Here is a 22,217-nt window from a genome sequence, read left to right as displayed (position 1 = left end):
CCTACTCGACCGGCGAGGTGGTGTACACGCCGGCGAACATGATGCCCTGAGTGTACACATCGGCCCCGTGACATCCGTTGAATGTTGCGTGATGCCGCGATCGCTGGCTGGAGGTCAGGTGACCGCCCCACGTCGCGCGAAGCGGGGCTCGCGCCAGCTCCCGCTCCTGAGCAGGTCCTCGAGCGCCGCGACCGCGTCCCACACGTCGGTGTGCGTGACGTAGAGGGGGGCGAAGCCGAAGCGCATGAGGTCGGGCGCGCGGAAGTCGCCGATCACCCCGCGCTCGATGAGCGCCTGCATGAGGGCGTAGCCGTCGCCGGGGGTGAGTGCGCCGTCGCCGGGCCGGAGCGCCCCGCCCCCGACGCGTGCCCCGCCGCCCGCTCGCAGCGCGACCTGGCTGCCGCGCTGCGCCGACTGCCGCGGCGTCACGACCTCGATGCCCCACTCGGCGAGTCTCGTGTCGACGAGGCAGATGAACAGCTCGGTCAGCCGCAGGCTCTTCTCCCTGAGCTCGGCCAGATCGACCTCGGCCCAGAGGTCGAGGCTCGCCTCGAGCCCGGCGACCGCGAGCAGCTGCGGGGTGCCGACGCGGAATCGCGTGATGCCGTCGGCGGGCTCGTAGCCGACGGTGAAGTCGAAGGGGCGGGCGTGGCCGTGCCAGCCCGTGAGCGGCGGTCGGGCGACGCCATGGTGGCGGGCCGCGGCCCAGATGAACGAGGGCGAGCCGGGCCCGCCGTTCAGGTACTTGTAGGTGCAGCCGATCGCGAAGTCGGCCCCGGCGGCGTTGAGTTCGACCGGCACCGCGCCGACGCTGTGGCAGAGGTCCCACACCATGAGCGCGCCGGCCTCGTGCACTCGCCTCGTCACCTCGGCCAGGTCGAACATGCGCCCGGTGCGGTAGTTCACGTGGGTGAGCACGACGACCGCGACGTCGTCGTCGAGCACCTCGTCGAGGGTGGGGCCGTCGTCGTCGATCAGCCGGCGTTCGAGGGGTCGGCCGGGTTCGCCGAGGAGCTCCTGCACCGACTCGAGCACGTACAGGTCGGTCGGGAAGTTGGCGCGCTCCGAGACGATGGCCCGGCGCCCCGGCCGGAGCCGCGCGGCGGCTGTCACCACCTGGAAGAGACTCGCCGAGGTCGAGTCGCCGAGCACGACCTCGCCGGGGGCGGCGCCGACGAGCGGGGCGATGCGGTCGCCGAGTGCGGTGGGCTTGTCGAACCAGCCGGCGTCGTTCCAGCTGCGGATGAGTCCCGTTCCCCACTCCTCGGTGATGACCCGCTGGAGGTGCTCGGGCGTCGCGCGTGGCAGTGCCCCGAGCGAGTTGCCGTCGAGGTAGACGACACCCTCGGGCAGCGCGAAGCGCTCGCGGAAGCGGGCGAGCGGGTCGGCCGCGTCGAGCGCGGCGCAGGTCGCGCGGTCGATCGCGTCGGGGGCGGATGTCGCAAGGCTCATGTGCGGGTCTCCTGGGTCTGGGGCGGAGGAAGGGCGTGGAAGGGCGAGGAGGGCCGGGCGGGGCGCCCGCGGTGCGGACGCCCTGCTCAGATCGCGAGGAATCGGCGGGCGTTGCCGTGGCGGATCGCCGCCTGCTGCTCGTCGCTCAGGAACCCGGCGCGTTCGAGCACCGAACCCACCGGGCGTTCGCCGAGCGGGTACGGGTAGTCGCTGCCGACCATCACCCGCCCGGCGCCGAGGGTGTCGACGAGGAGGCGCAGCGGGGCTTCGTCGAAGACGACCGAGTCGACGCTGAAGCGGTCGAGGTACGCCGAGGGCGGTCGCTCGCTCGTCGCGATGAGGTCGGGCCGGCGGTGCCAGGCGTTCTCGAACCGGCCGAGCCAGAACGCGAACGAGCCGCCGCCGTGGGCGAAGGCGATCCTGAGCGACGGCGGCACCCGGTCGAAGACGCCGCCGAGGATCATCGCGATGATCGACAGGTGCGTCTCGGCGGGCATGCCGGCGAGCCAGCGGGCCATCCAGCGGTCGAGCCGGCGCGAGACGGGCATGTCCCACGGGTGCACGAGCACCGGCACGCCCTGCGCCGCGCAGTGCTGGAGGAACGTGACGACGCCCTCGTCGTCGAGGTCGCGATCGCCGACGTGATTGCCGATCTCGACCCCGCGATGCCCGGCGGCGATCGCCCGGTCGAGCTCCGTGCACGCGGCATCCGTGTCTTGCAGGGGCACCTGCGCGAAGGGCAGCAGGCGGTCCGGTGCCGGTGCGCAGATCTCGAGGGCGAGGTCGTTGAAGATGCGCGCGACCTTCGCGGCCTCGTCACCCGACTTGTCGTACGAGAAGAACACGGGCGTGGGGGAGACGACCTGGACGTCGACCCCGTCGGCGTCCATGTCGGCGAGGCGTGCCTCGGCATCCCAGCAGTCGGCCCCCACGCGACGGAACTCGGTGTCGCCGAGCATGATCATCGCCTCGCGCTCGGAGTCGACCCGCAGCGACGGCCAGACCCCCGGCCCGATCTGCGTCGACAGATCGGGCCAGGCGCTCGGCACATAGTGCGTGTGGATGTCGATCGTGCCCAACGGGTTCAGCCCTTGCCGGGGTGGACGGTGCCGCAGTTCGGGCACGTCCGACCTTCTTCGCTCTCGTAGAAGTCGCGGAAGACGGGCGGGAGGTCCTCGACGATGTCACGCACCTGGAGCTCGACCTCGTGCACCTTCTCGTTGCAGTTCGGGCAGAACCAGGCGAACTTCTCGAGCGTGCCCTCCTCCCTGATCCGCTCGATGACGATGCCGATCGAGCCGGCCTCCGGGCGCTGCGGCGAGTGGTACACGTTGCCGGGCAAGAGCCACATCTCGCCCTCCTCGATGTCGATGCGCTGCGGGCCGTCCTCCGTCTGGATGTTGACGTGCATGCTGCCGCGGTACTGGTAGAACCACTCCTCGTACGGGTCGAAGTGGAAGTCGGTGCGCTGGTTCGGTCCGCCGACGACCTGCACGATGAAGTCGTTCATCGGGATGAACGCCTGCTTGTTGTTCACCGGCGGCTTCAGGAGGTGCTCGTGCTCCTTGATCCAGGCCGGGAAATCGATCACGGGTGGGATGGTGGTCATTTCTTCTCCTCCTCGAGAGTGGTGGTGCTGATATCGGCGCCGATGGCGGATGCCTCCGACGGCTGCCGCGCGATCGCCTGGATCTCGATGCGCAGGTGCGGGTGCGGCAGCTGGTGCACGGCGACGGTCGTACGGGCCGGGCCCTGCTCGTCGAAGTACTCGGCCCAGACCGCGTTGTAGCCGGCGAAGTCGTTCATGTCGACGAGGTAGCAGCTCGCCTGCACGAGGTCGTCGAGCGTGCAGCCGGCCTCCGCGAGGATCTCGCGGAGGTTCTCGATGACGGCGCGGGTCTGCACCGCGATGTCGAGCCGGGTGGCGCCGAACTCGTCGGCGTCAGCGCCCGTGATCGTGTTGTCGGGCCGGCGGCTCGAGGTGCCCGACACGAAGACCAGGTCGCCCGAGACCCGCGCGTGCGGGAAGCGTCCGCGGGGGGTCGCCTTGCCGGCGGCGAGGATGCCACGGGTCTCGGTCATCACGCGTCCTCCTGCCGTTCGGGGTGGCGCTCGGCCGCGCCGCGCGCGGCTGGGCGGGCTCCGGCCGCGCCGCGCGCCGGGGCGCTGCGCTCGACGCGGAACGAGACCCGGCCGAGCCCGGCGATCGTCGCCTCGACGAGGCCGTGGTCGGGCAGCGGCACGGCGGCCGTCGCCGCGCCGGCCAGCAGCACGGTGCCGGCCCGCAGGGCGAAACCGTGTTCGCGGGCGAGTCGTCGGGCGGCGGCGAGCGCGCGCACGGGATCGCCGAGGATCGCGGCGGTCGAACCGGTCTGCGCGAGCCTGCCGCCGAGTTCGAGGCGAACCGCCCGGTTGTCGAGCGGGCCCGCCCCGGCGGGGCTCCGCCAGGGGCCGATCGCGTAGGCGGCCGCCGAGGCGTTGTCGGCGACGACGTCGTCGAGGCTGAAGCGGAAGTCGCGGTAGCGCGAGTCGATCACCTCGAGCGCGGGGGCGACGGCGGCGATCACGGTGGCCGGATCGAGCTCGGCGTCCGGCGAGCCGTCGAGGTCGGTGCCGAGGAGGTACGCGACCTCGGGCTCGACCCGCGGATGGATCGCGCCGCGCGGGTCGAAGTCGCCGCCGTCGGCGACGCGCATCGCGTCGGTGATGGTGCCGATGATCACGTCGTCGACGCCCATCTGCGCGGCCTTCGCCCGGCTCGTGAACCCGAGCTTCACGCCGGTGATGTGCTCGCCGCGGGCGACGCGGCGGGCGACGAGCGCGTGCTGCGCGGCGTAGGCGGTGCCGAGGCCGATCACCTCGCCCGCATCGAGCCGCGAGATCGGCGAGGCGGTGCGCTGCGCCCGGTCGAGCGCGGCGGCGAAGGCGGCCGCGGCGGTCATGCGGCATCTCCGCTCGCGCGGGCGGCGTCGCGCTCGGCGACGAGGTCGAGCGCGACGTCGACGATCATGTCCTCCTGGCCGCCCACCATGCGGCGTCGGCCGAGTTCGACGAGGATGTCGCGGGCGTCGAGCCCGTGCCGTTCGGCGGCCCGCTCGGCGTGAAGCAGGAAGCTCGAGTACACGCCGGCGTACCCGAGCGTGAGGGTCTCGCGGTCGACGCGGACGGGTCGGCGCTGGAGCGGCCGGACGAGCTCCTCCGCGGCATCCTGCAGTGCGAAGAGATCGCAGCCGTGCCGGAAGCCGAGGAGGTCGGCGACGGCGACGAACGCTTCGATCGGGCAGTTGCCGGCGCCCGCGCCCTGCCCCGCGAGCGAGGCGTCGACGCGGAGGGCGCCGTGCTCGACGGCGGTCACACTGTTGGCGACGCTCAGCGAGAGGTTCTCGTGCGCGTGGATGCCGATCTGCGTCTCGGGCGAGAGCACCTCGCGGTACGCGTCGACGCGGTCGGCGACATCGCGCATGGTGAGCCGGCCGCCCGAGTCGGTGACGTAGACGCAGTGAGCGCCGTACGACTCCATGAGCCGGGCCTGCTCGGCGAGGCCACGGGGATCGTTCAGGTGGCTCATCATGAGGAACCCCGAGACATCCATGCCGTGCTCGCGCGCCCAGCCGATGTGCTGGGCGGCGACGTCGGCCTCGGTGCAGTGCGTCGCGACCCGCACGCTCGCGACGCCGAGGTCGCGAGCCCGCGCGAGGTCGTCGATCGTGCCGATGCCGGGAAGGATGAGGGTCGTGAGCTTCGCCCGGTCGAGCACCGAGGCGGCCGCCTCGATCCACTGCCAGTCGGTGTGCGCGCCGTGGCCGTAGGCGACGCTCGAGCCGCCGAGGCCGTCGCCGTGGGCGACCTCGATCGCGTCGACGCCGGCGGCCTCGAGGGCGCGCGCGATGCCCTGCACCTGGTCGAGCGTGTAGCGGTGGCCGATCGCGTGCATGCCGTCGCGGAGCGTGACGTCCTGCACGTAGACCGAAGGGGCGGTGGCGTTCATGCTGCGGCTCCGTTGCGGGCGGCGACGAGTCGCTCGGCTGTGCGCAGCGCCGCCGAGGTCATGATGTCGAGGTTGCCCGCGTACTCGGGCAGGTAGTGGCCGGCGCCCGCGACCTCGAGGAGCACAGTGACCCGGGTGCCGCGGAACGACCGGTCGAGCGCCGGCACGTAGGGCTCGTCGACGCGGTCGAACTGCACCTCCTGCTTCAGGCGGTAGCCGCCGACGTAGCCCTGCACCTCCGCGACCATCGCGGTCACCGAGTCGCGCACGGCGACCTCGTCGAGCGCGACGCCGTCGCCCTGGTCCGCGACGAGGCAGTACACCGTGTCCCGCATGATGAGCGGCGGGTCGGCGGGGTTCAGCACGATGATCGCCTTGCCGCGCTCGGCGCCGCCGATCACCTCGAGGGCCCGGGCCGTGGTCTCGGTGAACTCGTCGATGTTCGCCCGCGTACCGGGCCCCGCCGAGCGCGACGAGATCGACGCGACGATCTCGGCGTACGCCACCTGAGCCACCCGTGAGACGGCCGCGACCATCGGCACCGTCGCCTGGCCGCCGCACGTCACCATGTTCACGTTCGTGGCGTCGAGCTCGGCGCCGAGGTTCACGACGGGCACGACGTACGGTCCGATCGCCGCCGGGGTCAGGTCGACCATCAGGCGGCCGCGATCGCGCACGATCGCGTCGTTGCGCGCGTGGGCGCCCGCCGAGGTCGCATCGAAGACGAGCTCGACGGCCTCGAACTCGGGCATCGCGACGAGCCCGTCGACGCCCTCGTGGGTCGTCGCGACGCCGAGCCGGCGCGCCCGCGCGAGGCCGTCGGAGTCGGCGTCGATGCCGGCCATGGCGGCCACGTGCAGGGTCGACGAGAGGCGCTTCACCTTGATCAGGAGGTCGGTGCCGATGTTGCCCGAACCGATGATGGCGACGGCGGTGGTCATGCTGCGGCTCCTTCGAGAGCGGTCGTCGTGAAGTCGGCACGCACCTCGCCGAGCCCGTCGAGGCGGGCGTGGAAGACCCCCGCGCTCGCCGCGACCATCGGCCCGAGCGCGCCCGAGAGCACGATCTCGCCCGCGCGGAGCGGTCGGCCGTGCCTGGCGACCTGACGGGCGAGCCAGGCGACGGCGATGACGGGGCTGCCGAGGCATGCGGCACCCGACCCGGTCGAGACGGGCTCGCCCTCGTGGTCGAGGCGCATGCCGAGCTCGGCGAGGTCGAGCCCGTCGATGCGGCGCGGGGTGGTGCCGAGCACGATCGCCCCGCTCGAGGCGTTGTCGGCGATCGTGTCGGTGATGCGGATGTCCCAGCCGGCGATGCGCGAGTCGACGACCTCGATCGCCGGGAGCACGAACTCCGTGGCGGCGAGCACCTCGGCCACGTGCGTCGTGGGAGAGTCGAGGTCGCGGCCGAGCACGAAGGCGACCTCGGCCTCGACGCGGGGCTGCAGGAAGCGCCCGAGGTCGATCGGCTCGCGGTCGGCGAACACCATGTCGTCGAGGAGCACCCCGTAGTCGGGCGTGAACACGCCGAACTGGGCCTGCACCGCCGCGGAGGTGAGCCCGATCTTGCGGCCGACGATTCGCCGTCCATCGGCGAGCCGACGGGCGAGGCCGAGCGACTGCACGGTGTAGGCCGCATCCTGGTCGGTCTCGCCGATGAGCTCGCGGACGGGCGGGCACGCGACGCCGTCGCGGGCCGCCGTGTGCAGTCGCTCCTCGGCGGCGTGCAGGGCCGCGGCCGTCGTGTCGCCCGTCACAGCTGCACGCACACGTTCGTCGGCTCGGTGTAGAACTCGAGCGAGTGGTGGCCGCCCTCGCGGCCGATTCCCGAGAGGCCGACGCCCCCGAAGGGGCTGCGGAGATCGCGCAGGTACCAGGTGTTCACCCACGACATGCCGACGCGCATGCGCTGCGCGACCCGGTGGCCGCGGGTGAGGTCGCTGGTCCACGTCACCGCGGCGAGTCCGTAGTCGGTGTCGTTCGCGAGGGCGATCGCCTCCTCCTCGGTGTCGAAGGGGATGAGGGCGGCGACCGGCCCGAAGATCTCCTCGCGCACGGTGCGGTGCGAGTTGTCGAGGCCGGTCCAGAGGGTCGGCTCGATCCACGAGCCGCCGTCGAGGCCGTCGCCGAGGGTCGGGATGCCGCCGCCGGCGAGCACCGTCGCGCCCTCGGCCACGGCGAGGTCGAGATAGGAGCGCACCTTCTCGCGGTGCGCCTGCGAGATGAGGGGGCCGGTCGTGGTGGCGGGGTTCTCGGGGCGGCCGAGGCGAAGCCGCTGCGCGTGCTCGGCGAGGCCGGCGGCGACGTCGTCGAAGACCGCGCGTTCGACGTAGATGCGCTCGGTGCAGAGGCACACCTGCCCGGTGTTGAGGTAGGTCGAGCGGGCGAGGCCGGCGACGGCGGCGTCGAGGTCGGCATCGGCGAAGACGACGGCAGCGTTCTTGCCGCCGAGTTCGAACGACACCGGGCGCACCCGCGGGGCGACGGCGCGCATGATGGTCGAGCCGGTCGCCGACTCGCCGGTGAAGGTGACGCCGTCGATACCCGGATGCTCCGTGAGGAACCCTCCCGCCGAGTCGGCGCCGAAGCCGTGCACGACGTTGACGACACCGGCCGGCAGCCCGGCCTCGGCGAGGATCTCTGCGAGCATCGTCGCCGACGACGGCGTCTCCTCGGAGGGCTTCACGACGACGGTGTTGCCGGCGGCGAGCGCCGGGGCGAGCTTCCAGGTGAGCAGCAGCAGCGGCAGGTTCCAGGGCACGATGACCGCGACGACGCCGAGCGGCTTGCGCACGGCGTAGTTCAGCGCCCTGCGTCCGTCGGGCAGTTCGGTGAGGAACGAGTCGAGGCCGGCCGCTGCGACCGTGTCGGCGAACGAGCGGAAGTTCATCGACGCCCTGGCCACATCGAGGTCGCGGGCGAGGGTCTCGGGCTTGCCCGTGTCGCCGACCTCCGCCGCGACGAGCTCTTCGGCCCGGCGGTCGATGACGTCGGCGATGCGCCGAAGCAGCCGGGTGCGCTCGATGATCGACATGCGGCCCCACGGCCCGTCGAGGGCGGCGCGGGCGGCGGCGACGGCGCGGTCGACCTCGACCCGGCCGGCCTCGTGCACCTGCCCGACGAGCGAGCCGTCGACGGGGTCGATCTTGTCGAAGCCGCGGATGCCGTCGACGAACTCGCCGTCGATGAAGTTGCGGATCTGTCGGGGCGCACGAGGCGTCGGCGTGGTCGGCAGGGTGATCGTCGCCGGTGACGTCGGGGTGGACATGGCTTCAGGCTAGGAACCCGGCGGGATGCCGACAAATGCCGAGTTGCCGCACTGCCATGCCCGTTCGGCTATGGTTCGGTGGCATGAGCTCTGACCGACTCCTCGATGGCCGACTCAAGATCCGGCACCTCGTCCTCGTCGCGACCATCGCCGACGAGGGCACCCTCGTGCGTGCCGCCGAGGCGCTCCACATCACCCAGCCCGTCGTGACCCGTGGGCTGCGCGAGGTCGAAGACCTCCTCGGCGTGCCGCTGTTCGAGCGATTGCCGCGCGGCGTCACGCCGACGGAGTACGGCCGGCCGTTCATCGAACGCGCCCGATCGGTGCTCGCCGAACTCCGCATCGCGGGCGAGGAGGTGCGGCTGCTCCAGTCGGGGCAGCTCGGCACGGTCACGGTCGGCACCCACCTGGCCGGCTCGAACCTGCTGCTGCCCCGGGCGATCGCGGGGTTGAAGGCCGAGCATCCGCGCCTCACCGTCGTCGTGCGCGAAGGCACGCCCGACACGCTCCAGCAGTTGCTGCTGGCCGGCGACCTCGACCTCACCGTCGGCCGGCTCTCGTCGAGCGTGCCGGTGCGACTCGAGCAGGAACGGCTGCACCTCGAGCCGATCCGGCTCGTGGCGCGGATGGGGCATCCCGTGCACGACGGCGAGTCGACCGCGCTCGCCGAACTCGTCCGCTACCCGTGGATCTTCCCCGTGGCGCAGACGGCGCTGCGCGCCGAGCTCGAGGCCGTCTTCTTCCACGAGGGGTTGCCGCTGCCGGCCGACCGGGTCGAGTGCACCTCGATGCTGACCCTGCGAAACCTCCTCGTGTCGACCGACGTCATCGCGGCGCTGCCGATGTTCATCGCCGTCGACGACCGCGAGCTCCGCATCCTGCCGACGCCGCTGAGCTCGATCCGGCGCGCCGTCGGGGTCACGCGGCTCGCCGACCGCGCGCCGTCGGCTGCGGCATCCGCCCTGCTGACGCACCTGCGCGAGGAGGGCGCCCGGCTCGCCGAGTTCGAGCGCGAACACGCCCGCGGCGAGGCGCCCTGAGCGGGCGCGAAGCGCACCCGTCGCCCGGAGCGCACCCGTCGCGCGAAGCGCACCCGTCGCGCGAAGCGCACCCGTCGCCGTGACGACCTCTTGCCGCCCGACGACCCCTCGCTGCCCGCGCCGAACGGGCGTGAACCGGCAAAAGGTCGTCACGGCGTCACGGCGTCACGGCGTCACGGCGTCACGGCGGTGCGGCGTCACGGCGGTGCGGCGGTGCGGCGGTGCGGCGGTGCGGCGGTGCGGCGGTGCGGCGGGAGGTGGTATGCCCGATTGGTCATGGCTGCGAGCCGAATAGATATTGGACGGCATCGCAACTTCTGGCGACGCTGAATGGAACGACGCACCGCGTCGTGACGATCTCAGTCCCAGTGCCAATGGAGGCGACATGGCCGGCTCTCCCTACGTTCCCGACGCGAAGAAGTACCGTCCCGAGGACTTCCAGCGGGTCGAGGGAGAACCCCGCGACCCCGAACCGGGCACCTGGGGCATGCAGCCCGACGGCAGCTTTCTGCCCCCCGCCTCGACCCCCTCGGTGCCGCGCGACGTGTTCGTGGACTGGCCCGGTCAGCTCGACTACCGCGACCCCGAGACGTACGCCCTCAACGCGACTGCCGAGGCGTTCTACCCGATCGTCGTGAACACGAGCCACTCGTGGCAGTGCATCTACGACTTCGACGGCACCCGCTACATGCTGCACTACGGCGGGGGCAATCACTGGAAGCTCTACGACATCACCGACCCGCGTGACCTCACGATCATCGACGAGGAGCAGTGGGGCTGGGGCGACCCCCGCCCCGAGTTCGGCGCCACCACCGTGCAGTGGAACGAGAAGCTCGGCAAGCACATCGCGATCCAGGCGAGCGAGACCCCGCGCTACTTCCTCAAGGGACGCGTCGCCAACAAATGGAACGACGACACCGTCGAGGGCCAGCTGAAGGAGTGGGAGGGCCTCCGGGGCTTCCGTACGTGGGAGATGAACGGACCGAGCCCCCGTGACTGGACCCTGCTCACCGAGGTCTCGACCGACCCGAACCACGAGCCGGGCGAGATCCAGGAGGGCAACGGTGTTCTCGACCTGCCCGTCTACTACGGCGACAAGTACCTCTTCGTCGCGACGGCGCCCGACAACACCTTCACGAACCAGCCGTACAAGACGACGCTGTGGGCCGCCGGCCACGCCGCCTACGACGTCAGCGACCCGGCGAACCCCGAGCTGCTCTCGAACTGGTGGGTGCCCGGCACCCGCGCGGGCGAGGAGGCCACCTCCGAGTACTTCGCCGGCAACGAGCGGTGGAACAACAAGACGAGCTGGTTCGGCTCACGCATGGGCGTCTTCATGCCCCGCTCGGTCGAGTCGGGCGGGAAGTACGGCTACGCCGCCCAGGGCGGCCAGGGCTTCTTCGTGCTCGACGTGTCGGACCCGGCGAACATCCGTCACGTCGGCTGGTGCCACCTGCCGGTGAGCGTTGCCGGGACCGAGGGTGACAACGTCGACACGACCCAGGTCGAGGAGACCGGGTACGTCTACGTCTCGGGCTACCCGATGAACACCGACTGCTACGAGCCGGCGAAGGAGATCTACCAGATCGACGTCAGCGACCCGACGCAGCCGAAGGTCGTGCGCACGCTTCCCCGCCCGCTTCCCCCGGCCACGGCTGCGTTCACCGACTGGGCCCAGCGCCGCGGCTCGTTCGGGCCGAAGCGCTCGGGCTACTTCACGAACACCGGCACCCCGCACGGCGGCGTCATCCCCTACGCGTTCTACGCCGCGGGCCTGCAGATCTTCGACGTCCGCGACCCCGAGAACCCGAAGGTCGGCGCCTACTTCGTGCCCCCGATGGGCCTGAAGGACGACGACGACCTCGCCGCGCCCGTGCACGGCGTCTTCGTCGAGTGGGACCGCAACCTGATCTGGCTCTTCGCGAACCACGGCATCTACGCGGTCTCGACGCCGCTGCTCGGCGACCCCGTCGTCGGGCTGCCGCCCGCCACCGCCCCGGCCCCCGCGAGCTGAGCCCGGCCCGAGACATCCCCCCTGCGAAAGCCGACCATGAACCAGACCGCAAGACCGTGGCCCGCCCTCTGGGCGCTCGTCATCGGGTTCTTCATGATCCTCGTCGACACGACGATCGTGTCGATCGCGAACCCGGCGATCCTCGCCGATCTCCACACCGACCTGACCGCGGTGATCTGGGTGACGAGTGCGTACCTGCTCGCCTACGCGGTGCCGCTGCTCATCACGGGGCGGTTGGGCGACCGCTTCGGTCCGAAGCGGGTGTACCTCGCGGGGCTCGTGGTGTTCACGCTGGCCTCGCTCTGGTGCGGGCTCTCGGGCGACATCACCACGCTCATCGCGGCCCGTGCCGTGCAGGGGCTCGGTGCGGCGCTGATGACGCCGCAGACGATGGCGGTCATCACCCGGGTCTTCCCGCCGAACCAGCGGGGTGCGGCGATGGGACTCTGGGGTTCCGTCGCGGGCGTCGCCACGCTCGTCGGCCCGATCCTCGGCGGGGTGCTCGTCGACACGCTCGGCTGGCAGTGGGTGTTCTTCGTCAACATCCCGGTCGGCGTGGTCGCGTTCATCGCGGCGTGGCGGCTCGTGCCCGACCTCGAGACGCACGCGCACCGCTTCGACTGGCTCGGCGTCGTGTTGAGCGCGATCGGCATGTTCCTCCTCGTCTTCGGAATCCAGGAGGGCGAGACGTACGACTGGGGGGTGATCGTCGGGCCGATCACGGTCTGGGGGCTCATCGTCGCGGGCCTCCTGGTGCTCGCGGGCTTCGTCGTCTCGCAGGCGTTCAACCGGGCCGAACCGCTGCTGCCGCTCAGGCTCTTCCGCGACCGCAACTTCTCGCTGTCGAACGTCGCGATCTCCCTCGTCGGCGTCGCGATGACCGCGATGCCGCTGCCGCTCGCGTTCTACTTCCAGGTGGGCCGCGGACTCACACCGACCCAGGCGGCGCTCATGTTCGTGCCGATGGCGGTCATCTCGGGGGTGCTCGCGCCGCTCATCGGCCGCTTCAGCGACCGGATCGACCCCAAGTGGGTCGCGCTCACCGGACTCTCGCTCTCGGCGCTCGCGCTCTGCTGGTACAGCCTGCTCATCGGTCCGGATGTCCCGTACTGGCAGTTGCTCCTGCCCTCGGCCCTGCTCGGCTTCGGCATCTCGGGGGTCTTCGCACCGCTCGCCTCGACCGCGACGCGCAACCTGCCGCGGGCCGAGGCCGGTGCCGGTTCGGGCGTCTACACGATGACCCGCCAGCTCGGCTCGGTGCTCGGCTCCGCGGCGATCGCCGCGCTGATGGGTCTCACCCTCACGGCGCAGCTGCCCGGCTTCGCGGCCGAGGAGCTCGCGCCGGGGGCGGGCGGGGCGGCCGGAGGGCTGCCTGCTGCGGCGGTCGGCGGGTTCTCGACGGCGATGGGGCAGTCGCTCTGGCTCGCCGCCGGCGCGTTCGCGCTCTGTGCGATCGTGGTGCTCTTCTTCGCCAGGCCGGTCGTCACCGTGGGCTGGGGTGACGCGCGCGAGACGCCCGCCCGCGGCGAGATGCCGACCCAGGCGGCGCCGAGCTGATGGTCGCCGCAGCGTCGCGGCGGGGCATCCTCATCGTCCAATTGGATCCAGAATACAGAAATCGCCAGGGAGCGGACACATGACTGCAGCACACGGAGGCGGCCGCCTCGTCGTCGACGGCCTCGAGAAGCAGTACGAGCTCGACGGCGGCGCGGTGCCCGTCGTCAAGGGCGTCAGCTTCACCATCGAGCCGGGCACGTTCACCTCGCTGCTCGGGCCCTCGGGGTGCGGCAAGACCACCACGCTCCGCTGCGTCGCCGGACTCGAGACGAGCAACGGCGGGCGCATCACGCTCGACGACCAGGTGCTCTCGACCGGCACCGAGCACCTGCCTCCCGACAAGCGCGACGTCGGCATGGTCTTCCAGAACTACGCGATCTGGCCGCACATGACCGTCTTCGCCAACGCTGTCTTCCCCCTCCAGGTCTCGGGCGGGAAGCTGCCGAAGAAGGAGGCGCGGGCCCGCGCCATGGAGGCGCTCGAGCTCGTGCAGCTCGACGCCTATGCCCACCGGCCGGCCACCGCACTCTCGGGCGGCCAGCAACAGCGCCTCGCCCTCGCCCGCGCGCTCGCGCACCGGCCCCGGCTTCTGCTCCTCGACGAGCCGCTCTCGAACCTCGACGCGAAGCTCCGCGACACCATGCGCAACGAGCTGCGGAGCCTCCAGCAGCGGCTCGGCATCACCGCGCTCTACGTCACCCACGACCAGTCCGAGGCGCTCTCGATGTCGGACCGCGTCGCCGTGATGAACCAGGGCCGCATCGTGCAGGAGGCCTCGCCGCGCGAGCTCTACTATCAGCCTGCCGATCGCTTCGTCGCCGACTTCGTGGGCCGGGTCAACATGATCCCCGCCGTCGTGCGCGAGCGCAGCGGCGCAGGCGAGGTGCTCGTCGAGGCCTTCGGCACCCGCCTCGCAACCCCGTGCCCAGACGGCGTCGCGCTCGGCGACGACGTCACCGTCACCTACCGCCCCGAGAGCGTGCGCTGGCACGAGACGGCGCCCGACCGCCCGAACGTGCTGCCCGCACGCGTCGTGCGCGTCGAGTTCCTCGGCGAGATCGTCGAGGTCGAGGTCGAGGTGCTCGCGGGCGCAACCGTCGTCGGTACCCTCGTCGCCCGCGGAGCGCCGCTGGACTCGCCCGCCTCGGGCAGCAGCATCTTCGTCGAGCTCGATCCGAACGCCTGCCGGGTGCTCGCCGGGTAGACGCGCCCGAACGAGCACGCACCGCCCAGTCCGCACCACGCCCGCACCACGCCCGCACCGACCCGAGTTCCGCCCGCATCACCGCACCACCCGCCACACCCAAGAGATCCACGTCAGAGAGGACAGATCATGAAGGTACGTACCGCACGCGGCGGAGGCATCGCCCTCGCCGCCGCAGGAATGCTGCTGCTGAGTTCGTGCAGCGCCGCCCAGGCAGAAGCCCCCGGCGCGATCGAACCGACCGGCGACAGCGCGAAGGGCGCCGAGTGCGAGGCCGTCGAGGTCGGCGCATTCACCCGATGCGAGAACTTCTACGAGGACTTCTGGCCCGAGATCGACCGCCAGATGGATGCGCTGTACGAGCAGGCCAAGGAGACCGACGACGGACGCCTCGTGATCTGGGACTGGTACGAGCTCGCCCCCGAGGTGATCGCCCAGTTCAACTCGCGCTACCCCGACCTCACGATCGAGACGCGCGGCCTCACGTACAACCTGCCCTCGGCCGTCATCTCGGCCGAGGCGACCGGTTCGCGCAACACCGACATCCTCTCGGGCTCGCTCGTCTCTGCGGCCGCGATGACCGACGAGGGCTACTGGGCCGAGGTCGACTGGACCGAGTTCGGCGTGCCCGAGGAGTTCTTGACGATCGGCGCCCCCGAGATGCTGCCCGACAGCGTCAACGGCTCGCTCATGCAGGTGAACACCGACAAGATCGAAGCGCCCGAATCGCTCGACGGGCTGCTCGCTCCCGAGTACGAGGGCAAGGTCTCGATCGCGAGCTACAACCCGATCGTGTTCTCGGGCTACGGCATGAGCGAAGGCGAGGAGGCGATGGTCGAGCTCATCGGAGAGCTGAAGTCGTCGGGCACGATGCAGATCCTCGAGGATCAGAACTCCCCGCTCTCGAGCGGCGACGTGCCGATCGCGCTCAACCAGACGCTCTTCAACCCGAACCCGAGCCTCGCGGTGCAGCCGTTCGAGCACTCGGCCGTGTTCGCCCAGTTCTCGGGGGTGAACGCCGACGCCGGCAACATGCCCGGCGCGATGCTCTGGGCGCTCTGGAACGCGTACGACCCCGACTGGATCGAGCTGCGCATGACCGACGAGCAGTTCTCGACGACGCAGGTGCCCTACCCCGGGCTGCCCTCCTCGGTCTTCGAGCAGGCGACCGGCCTCATGAAGACGAACGCCGACGCCCTGCTGCAGAGCCTCGACAACGGAGCGCAGATCGAGACGCAGGACACGCGCGACGAGTGGATCGCCCTGACCAACGCCGCCGACGCGGCGCTGAACGGGTAACCCGTGTCGACGGCAGGACGGACCACGCGGGCCGAGCGGACTCGGCCGACCACGATGACGGTCACCACGGTCATCGCCGGATCGGTGATCTTCCTCCTCCTGGCGATTCCCCTCGCCGTGCAGGTGATCACCGCGTTCCGTGGTCCGTTCCTGCCGTTCGGAGTGTCATCGGCGAAGTGGTCGGTCGACAACTTCGTCACGCTGTGGGAGTTGCGTGAGGACTTCTGGGCGGTGCTCGGCTCGACCGCCGTGTTCGTCGGCGGCTCGACGATCATCTCGCTCCTGATGGCCTTCGGGCTCGCGTGGGTGACGGTGCGCACGGATGCGCCGTTCCGGCGGGTGATCTCGGTGCTCGTGATCGTGCCGTTCATCGTGCCGCCGATCGTGAAGGCGCAGGCCTACCTCCTGATGCTCTCGCCGGAGTCGGGCGTGCTCAACCAGGTGCTGCGGCTGCTGCCGGGCGACCTCGTGGTCGACCCCTACGCCTTCTCGACGATGGTCGTCATCCAGTCGCTCACGAACGTGACGTTCCCGTACCTGATGATCGTGCCGATCCTCACGAGCATGGACGGCTCGCTCGAGGAGTCGGCCCGCGTCTCGGGGGCATCGTGGCCGCAGACGCTCCGCAGGGTGACCCTGCCCATGCTCTGGCCGGGCCTGCTCGGGGTGACCGTGCTGACCTTCATCCTCGGGCTCGGCAGCCTCGAGGTGCCGCTCCTGTTCGGACAGGAGTCGGGCAAGGACATCTTCGCCCTGAAGCTCTGGACCCTCATCAGCGCGAGCGCCGGCGAACTGCCGCAGTACGGCCTCGCGGCCGCCTGGGGCTGCGTCTTCCTCGTGATCACCACGATCGCGTTCGTGATCTACCTGCGGGCCACGCGCGACGCCGAGCGGCGGGCCTCGATCTCGGGCAAGGGCTTCCGTCCGACGGTCATGAAGCTCGGCGGCTGGAAGCCGCCGGTGCTGCTCGCGGTCTTCGTGTTCACCCTGCTCACGGCGATCCTGCCCCTCTTCGCGTTGTTCTGGTCGGCGATCACGCCCTACCCGATCGCGTTCTCGTTCGAGGCGCTCGCCACGCAGACGCATTTCACCGCCTTCGGCGAGGTGCTCGGCGACCCCGAGTTCTGGGCGTCGCTCGGGCGCACGCTCGTCATCGCCGGCGGCAGCGCCACGATCGCGTGCGTCGCGGCGACGGTGCTCGCGTACGGCATCGCACGCGGTCGGCGAACGGTCTGGACGAAGGCGGTCGACCTGTTCGCGTCGTCCTCGGTCGCGATCCCCGCGGTCATCGCCGGTTTCGCGATGTTCCTCACCTTCATGGTGATCAACCCGGTGATCCCGCTCGCCGGCACGATCGCGGCGCTCGTGATCGCCTACTCGTACCGCGTCTCGATCGCCTACCGTTCGGGGTACAGCGCGACCCTTCAGATCCGGAAGGAGCTGGAGGAGGCCGCGCTCGTGAGCGGCGCGAGCCCCCTCGAGGGATTCCGCAAGGTCGTCGTGCCGCTGCTCATGCCGACGGTGTTCGCGGTGTGGATCCAGATGTTCATCCTCGGCACGAACGAGTTCACACTGCCGGCGTTCCTCGCGACGCCCGAGTCGCGGCCGCTGTCGGTGTACATGTACGCGATGATCAACCCCCGCTCGGCGCAGCTCTACGCGCCCGACGCGGGTGCGGCGATGGCGCTCATCTTCACCCTGCTGGTCTTCCTGATCGGCTACGGACTGCAGTGGGCGGTGTCGCTCGTCGCGATCGGGCGGGCGAGGCGGCGTTCGGCGATTCCCGGCCTCGGTGCCCGCCCGGCGGCCGCACCGAACGACCCGCCTGCGCCGGCGACGCGCGCCGTCGCGGCGCAGGAGCTCGAGGAGCAGAAGGAGTTCGCCGACCGCTGACGCATCACCCCGGCCCCCCACTGCCCGGCTTCAGCAGGAGGATGTTCGCGATGGTCGCCTGACACGACGTCTCGCGTCACCTCTCCGCAGAAGCCGGGCGTTCGCGTTGTACGTCACGTCCAAGAAGTGGGTGCTATGTGTACACGCTGGCCCTGAGATATCGGTGCCGACCGACCTACCATCGACGCATCAGCCACCGCCGTCACCATGCATCGGAGCAGCCATGACCCTCGTCGACACCCCGGCCACCACGACCGGCGGCCCCGCACTCACCCAGGAGCGCCGCCTCGTCACGGCCATCCCCGGACCCCGCTCGCAGGAGCTCATGGCCCGCAAGGCGCAGGCCGTCGCGGCCGGCGTCGGCCACACCCTGCCGATCTCGGTCGTCGCCGCGGGCGGCGGCGTCGTCGTCGATGCCGACGGCAACTCGCTCATCGACCTCGGCTCGGGCATCGCCGTCACCGGTGTCGGCAACTCAGCCCCGCGCGTCGTCGACGCCGTCGCGGCGCAGTTGAACGCCTTCACCCACACCTGCTTCACCGTCTCGCCCTACGAGGGCTACGTCGCCGTCGCCGAGAAGCTCAACGAGCTCACCCCGGGCGACCACGAGAAGCGCTCAGCCCTGTTCAACTCGGGCGCCGAGGCGGTCGAGAACGCGATCAAGATCGCCCGCCACTACACGAAGAAGCAGGCCGTCGTCGCCTTCGACCACGCCTACCACGGCCGCACGAACCTCACCATGGGGCTCACCGCGAAGAACATCCCGTACAAGAGCGGCTTCGGCCCGTTCGCGCCCGAGGTGTACCGCGCCCCTCTCAGCTACCCCTTCCGCGACGGCGGCCTCGACGGCCGTGAGGCCGCGGCCCGCGCGATCCTCCAGATCGAGAAGCAGGTCGGCGTCGAGAACCTCGCCGCGATCATCATCGAGCCCATCCAGGGTGAGGGCGGCTTCATCGTCCCCGCGCAGGGCTTCCTCGCCGCGCTCGTCGAGTGGGCGAACGCGAACGGCGTCGTCTTCATCGCCGACGAGGTGCAGACCGGCTTCGCCCGCACGGGCGCCTGGTTCGCGAGCGAGCACGAGGGCATCGTGCCCGATGTGATCGTCACCGCGAAGGGCATCGCCGGCGGCCTGCCGCTGTCGGCCGTCACCGGTCGCGCCGAGATCATGGACTCCGCCATGGCCGGCGGCCTCGGCGGCACCTACGCGGGCTCCCCGCTCGCCTGCGCCGCCGCGCTCGCGACGATCGAGACCTACGAAGCCGACGGCCTCATCGAGCGCGCCAAGGAGATCGGCTCGGTGCTCATCGGCCGCCTCAACGCGCTCCGCACCGCCGACCCGCGCATCGGCGACGTCCGCGGTCGTGGCGCCATGGTCGCGATCGAGCTCGTCGACCCGGCCACCGGCGCCCCCGACGCCGCCCTCACGAACGCGGTCGCGAAGTTCGCCCACGCGCAGGGCGTCATCGTGCTCACGTGCGGCACCTACGGCAACGTGATCCGCTTCCTCCCGCCGCTGACCATCTCCGACGAGCTCCTCGTCGAGGGTCTGAACGTCGTCGCCGAGGGGCTCAAGCAGGCATGAGCACCGTGATCGACAACGCCGTCGCCCCGCACGCCGCCCACGCGGCATCCCTTCGACAGGCTCAGGACGGCGCCGCCCCCGTCTCGACCCCGCTGGCCGACGCGCGCTCGCAGCTGGCCGAGGCCATCGGCCTGCTCGGCTTCTCGGAGGGCACCCACCAGATGCTCGCGACGCCGCGTCGCGAGCTCACGGTCGCGGTGCCGCTGCGCCGCGACTCGGGTGAGACGGTGCTCTTCACCGGCTACCGCGTGCAGCACAACTTCAGCCGCGGCCCCGCCAAGGGCGGCCTGCGCTACGCACCGAACGTCGACATCGACGAGGTGCGTGCGCTCGCCATGTGGATGACGTGGAAGTGCGCCCTGCTCGACGTGCCGTACGGCGGCGCGAAGGGCGGAATCGCGATCGACCCCCGCGAGCACTCCAAGGCCGAGCTCGAGCGCGTGACCCGTCGCTACACGAGCGAGATCCTGCCGATCATCGGCCCGGAGCGCGACATCCCCGCGCCCGACATCGGCACCGACGAGCAGACGATGGCCTGGATCATGGACACCTACTCCGTGAACAGCGGCTACACGGTGCCCGGCATCGTGACCGGCAAGCCCATCGCGCTCGGCGGTTCACAGGGGCGCGCGAGCGCGACGTCGCGTGGGGTCACGCACATCGCGCTCGCCGCCCTCCGCCACGCCGGCATCACCCCGTCGCAGGCCACCGCGGCCGTGCAGGGCTTCGGCAAGGTCGGTGCGGATGCCGCCCGGTTCCTCACCGAGTCGGGCGTCACCGTGCAGGCCGTGAGCGACCAGTACGGCGCCGTCTTCAACGCCGCCGGCCTCGACATCGAGGCGCTCGCCGCCCACGTCCGCGAGACCGGTGCGGTCATCGGCTTCAGCGGCGCGGAGGCGCTCGACGGTGCGGCCCTGCTCGAACTCGAGGTCGACCTGCTCGTGCCGGCCGCCGTCGAGGGCGTGCTCCACGAGGGCAACGCCGCGCGGGTGCAGGCCAAGGTCATCGTCGAGGGCGCCAACGGCCCGACGACCCCCGCCGCCGACGGCATCATGCGCGAGCGCGGCATCCTCGTCGTCCCCGACATCCTCGCGAACGCCGGCGGCGTGATCGTCTCGTACTTCGAATGGGTGCAGGCGAACCAGGCCTACTGGTGGCGCGTCGACGAGGTCGAGGCCAGACTGGAGGAGCGGATGCTCAGCGCGTGGCAGCACGTGCTCGGCTACGCGACCTCGCGGGGGCTGTCGCTTCGCACCGCCGCCACCGCGCTCGCGGTCGAGCGCGTCGCCGAAGCGCACAAGCTGCGCGGCCTCTACCCCTGATCGATGCGTCGCCCACGCCACGCAATCATCGAACGGAAAGCACACACATGACGAACGCAACACTCGAAGCCTCGGTGCTCGACAAGGTCGAGACCGGTCTCTTCATCGCCGGCGAGTGGGTGTCGGCCGAGGGCGGCAAGACCCTCGCCGTCATCGACCCCGCCACGGGCGACACCATCAAGGAGATCGCCGACGCCTCCGTCGCCGACGGGCTCAAGGCCCTCGACGCGGCCGTCGCCGTGCAGGACGAGTGGGCGGCGACCGCCCCCCGCGTCCGCGGCGAGCTGCTGCGCCGCGCCTTCGACCTGCTGCAGGAGCGCAAGGAGGAGTTCGCGCTGCTGATGACCCTCGAGATGGGCAAGCCGCTCGCCGAGGCCCGCGGCGAGGTCGCCTACGGCGGCGAGTTCCTCCGCTGGTTCTCCGAAGAGGCCGTGCGCATCTCGGGCCGCTACGGCCTGAATCCCGAGGGCACCGGCCACATGGTCGTCTCCCAGCGCCCCGTCGGCCCCTCGTTCTTCATCACCCCGTGGAACTTCCCGCTCGCCATGGCGACCCGCAAGATCGCGCCCGCGCTCGCGGCCGGCTGCACCGTCGTCATCAAGCCCCCGGCTCTCACGCCGCTCACGACGATCGCGTTCGTGCAGCTGCTCGAAGAGGTGGGCCTCCCCAAGGGCGTCGTCAACGTCATCGCGACGTCGACCTCCTCGGCCGTCTCCGGCCCGATCATCGAGGACCCGCGCCTCCGCAAGCTCAGCTTCACCGGTTCGACCGGGGTCGGCCGCGCCCTCATGAAGCAGGCCGCGACCTGCATCCTCCGCACCTCGATGGAGCTCGGCGGCAACGCCCCGTTCGTCGTCTTCGGCGACGCCGACCTCGACAAGGCGGTCGACGGCGCGATGCTCGCGAAGTTCCGCAACATCGGCCAGGCCTGCACCGCGGCGAACCGCTTCATCGTGCACGAGTCGGTCGCCGCCGAGTTCTCGAAGCGCGTCGCCGAGCGCGTCGCCGGCTTCTCGGTCGGCCGGGGTACCGAGGACGGCGTCAACATCGGCCCGCTCATCGACGGGAAGGCGGTCGCCACGACCCACGAGCTCGTGCAGGACGCGGTCGGCAAGGGCGCGAAGATCCTCACCGGCGGCACCGTGATCGACGGCGCGGGCACGTTCTACGCGCCGACGGTGCTCGGCGACGTCACAGCCGACGCCCGCCTCCTCAAGGAGGAGATCTTCGGCCCCGTGCTCGGCATCACCACCTTCTCCTCGGAGGACGAGGCGATCCGCCTCGCCAACGACACCGAGTACGGCCTCGTCTCCTACGTCTTCACGCAGGACCTGGCGCGCGGCCAGCGCATGATCGAGAAGCTCGCCACGGGCATGATGGGCCTCAACACGGGCCTCGTCTCGAACGCGGCCGCCCCCTTCGGCGGCGTCAAGCAGTCGGGCATCGGCCGCGAGGGCGGCGCGGAGGGCATCCACGAATACCTCGACACGAAGTACACGCTCATCCCGGTGAGCTGAGCCACGCGAGCGGATGCCACGGGCTCGCCCCGCGGCATCCGCTCGCCTCTTTTCGGGCCGACCCCACCGGGGTCGCCGCCCA

Annotated in this window: 18 protein-coding genes; 9 read left to right on the top strand and 9 right to left on the bottom strand. The window is 71.1% G+C overall.

Translation table 11 applies throughout. The features are described 5' to 3' along the window. Positions 1-114: 114 nt before the first annotated feature. The 9 genes from kynU to H516_RS0108520 all read right to left on the bottom strand — a co-directional run bounded on the left by kynU (position 115) and on the right by H516_RS0108520 (position 8,707). Positions 115-1,452, bottom strand: a complete 1,338-nt coding sequence (kynU, locus tag H516_RS0108560; RefSeq protein WP_022889309.1) for a kynureninase — start codon at positions 1,450-1,452, stop codon at positions 115-117. Positions 1,453-1,538: 86 nt separating this feature from the next. After that, positions 1,539-2,576, bottom strand: a complete 1,038-nt coding sequence (locus H516_RS0108555; protein WP_245561768.1) for an amidohydrolase family protein — start codon at positions 2,574-2,576, stop codon at positions 1,539-1,541. Next, positions 2,537-3,061, bottom strand: a complete 525-nt coding sequence (locus H516_RS0108550) for a 3-hydroxyanthranilate 3,4-dioxygenase (RefSeq protein ID WP_022889307.1) — start codon at positions 3,059-3,061, stop codon at positions 2,537-2,539. The genes H516_RS0108555 and H516_RS0108550 overlap by 40 nt, the downstream gene beginning before the upstream one ends. Continuing rightward, positions 3,058-3,534 (bottom strand): RidA family protein, encoded by a 477-nt coding sequence (locus tag H516_RS19220; RefSeq protein ID WP_022889306.1) that lies wholly within the window; start codon positions 3,532-3,534, stop codon positions 3,058-3,060. The genes H516_RS0108550 and H516_RS19220 overlap by 4 nt, the downstream gene beginning before the upstream one ends. Further along, positions 3,534-4,394, bottom strand: a complete 861-nt coding sequence (locus tag H516_RS19215; RefSeq protein WP_022889305.1) for a 2-keto-4-pentenoate hydratase — start codon at positions 4,392-4,394, stop codon at positions 3,534-3,536. The genes H516_RS19220 and H516_RS19215 overlap by 1 nt, the downstream gene beginning before the upstream one ends. Further along, the gene (dmpG, locus tag H516_RS0108535; RefSeq protein WP_022889304.1) at positions 4,391-5,440 is read right to left on the bottom strand and encodes a 4-hydroxy-2-oxovalerate aldolase; all 1,050 of its coding nucleotides are present in this window, start codon (positions 5,438-5,440) and stop codon (positions 4,391-4,393) included. Before dmpG ends, H516_RS19215 begins: the two co-directional genes overlap by 4 nt. Beyond that, the gene (locus H516_RS0108530; protein WP_022889303.1) at positions 5,437-6,381 is read right to left on the bottom strand and encodes an acetaldehyde dehydrogenase (acetylating); all 945 of its coding nucleotides are present in this window, start codon (positions 6,379-6,381) and stop codon (positions 5,437-5,439) included. Before H516_RS0108530 ends, dmpG begins: the two co-directional genes overlap by 4 nt. Continuing rightward, entirely contained in the window at positions 6,378-7,196 is an 819-nt protein-coding gene (locus H516_RS0108525) for a 2-keto-4-pentenoate hydratase (RefSeq protein ID WP_022889302.1), read from the bottom strand. Before H516_RS0108525 ends, H516_RS0108530 begins: the two co-directional genes overlap by 4 nt. Next, a complete protein-coding gene (locus H516_RS0108520; RefSeq protein WP_022889301.1) occupies positions 7,193-8,707 on the bottom strand; it encodes a 2-hydroxymuconic semialdehyde dehydrogenase in 1,515 nt (504 codons plus the stop codon). Before H516_RS0108520 ends, H516_RS0108525 begins: the two co-directional genes overlap by 4 nt. Before the next feature lie 83 nt (positions 8,708-8,790). On the opposite strand from H516_RS0108520, the gene H516_RS19210 reads away from it, so the two are divergent. The 9 genes from H516_RS19210 (at position 8,791) to H516_RS0108475 (ending at position 22,135) form a co-directional block, all read left to right on the top strand. Further along, complete coding sequence (locus tag H516_RS19210) at positions 8,791-9,747, top strand: LysR substrate-binding domain-containing protein (RefSeq protein ID WP_022889300.1); 957 nt, start codon at positions 8,791-8,793, stop codon at positions 9,745-9,747. A gap of 385 nt (positions 9,748-10,132) precedes the next feature. Next, positions 10,133-11,761, top strand: a complete 1,629-nt coding sequence (locus H516_RS19205) for an LVIVD repeat-containing protein (RefSeq protein ID WP_022889299.1) — start codon at positions 10,133-10,135, stop codon at positions 11,759-11,761. 36 nt (positions 11,762-11,797) lie between these two features. Further along, complete coding sequence (locus H516_RS0108505) at positions 11,798-13,318, top strand: DHA2 family efflux MFS transporter permease subunit (protein WP_022889298.1); 1,521 nt, start codon at positions 11,798-11,800, stop codon at positions 13,316-13,318. A 79-nt stretch (positions 13,319-13,397) separates the two neighbouring features. Beyond that, on the top strand, positions 13,398-14,522 hold the full coding sequence (locus tag H516_RS0108500) for an ABC transporter ATP-binding protein (RefSeq protein WP_022889297.1): 1,125 nt from the start codon (positions 13,398-13,400) through the stop codon (positions 14,520-14,522). A gap of 129 nt (positions 14,523-14,651) precedes the next feature. Continuing rightward, positions 14,652-15,821: a type 2 periplasmic-binding domain-containing protein gene (locus tag H516_RS0108495; protein ID WP_022889296.1), complete on the top strand. Its 1,170-nt coding sequence runs from the start codon at positions 14,652-14,654 to the stop codon at positions 15,819-15,821. A 54-nt stretch (positions 15,822-15,875) separates the two neighbouring features. After that, positions 15,876-17,714: an ABC transporter permease gene (locus H516_RS0108490; RefSeq protein WP_022889295.1), complete on the top strand. Its 1,839-nt coding sequence runs from the start codon at positions 15,876-15,878 to the stop codon at positions 17,712-17,714. A gap of 223 nt (positions 17,715-17,937) precedes the next feature. After that, positions 17,938-19,296 carry a 4-aminobutyrate--2-oxoglutarate transaminase gene (gene gabT / locus H516_RS0108485; protein ID WP_022889294.1) on the top strand — a complete coding sequence of 453 codons (1,359 nt, stop codon included), beginning with the start codon at positions 17,938-17,940 and terminating at the stop codon, positions 19,294-19,296. Then, on the top strand, positions 19,293-20,618 hold the full coding sequence (locus tag H516_RS0108480; protein ID WP_022889293.1) for a Glu/Leu/Phe/Val family dehydrogenase: 1,326 nt from the start codon (positions 19,293-19,295) through the stop codon (positions 20,616-20,618). Before gabT ends, H516_RS0108480 begins: the two co-directional genes overlap by 4 nt. 47 nt (positions 20,619-20,665) lie before the next feature. Beyond that, positions 20,666-22,135 carry an NAD-dependent succinate-semialdehyde dehydrogenase gene (locus H516_RS0108475; protein WP_022889292.1) on the top strand — a complete coding sequence of 490 codons (1,470 nt, stop codon included), beginning with the start codon at positions 20,666-20,668 and terminating at the stop codon, positions 22,133-22,135. Positions 22,136-22,217: the final 82 nt, after the last annotated feature.

The organism is Agromyces italicus DSM 16388 (assembly GCF_000421545.1).
Classification (GTDB): Bacteria; Actinomycetota; Actinomycetes; order Actinomycetales; family Microbacteriaceae; genus Agromyces; species Agromyces italicus.
Note: the sequence above shows the minus strand (reverse complement) of the source record. Positions and strands in the feature narration are given on the sequence as shown.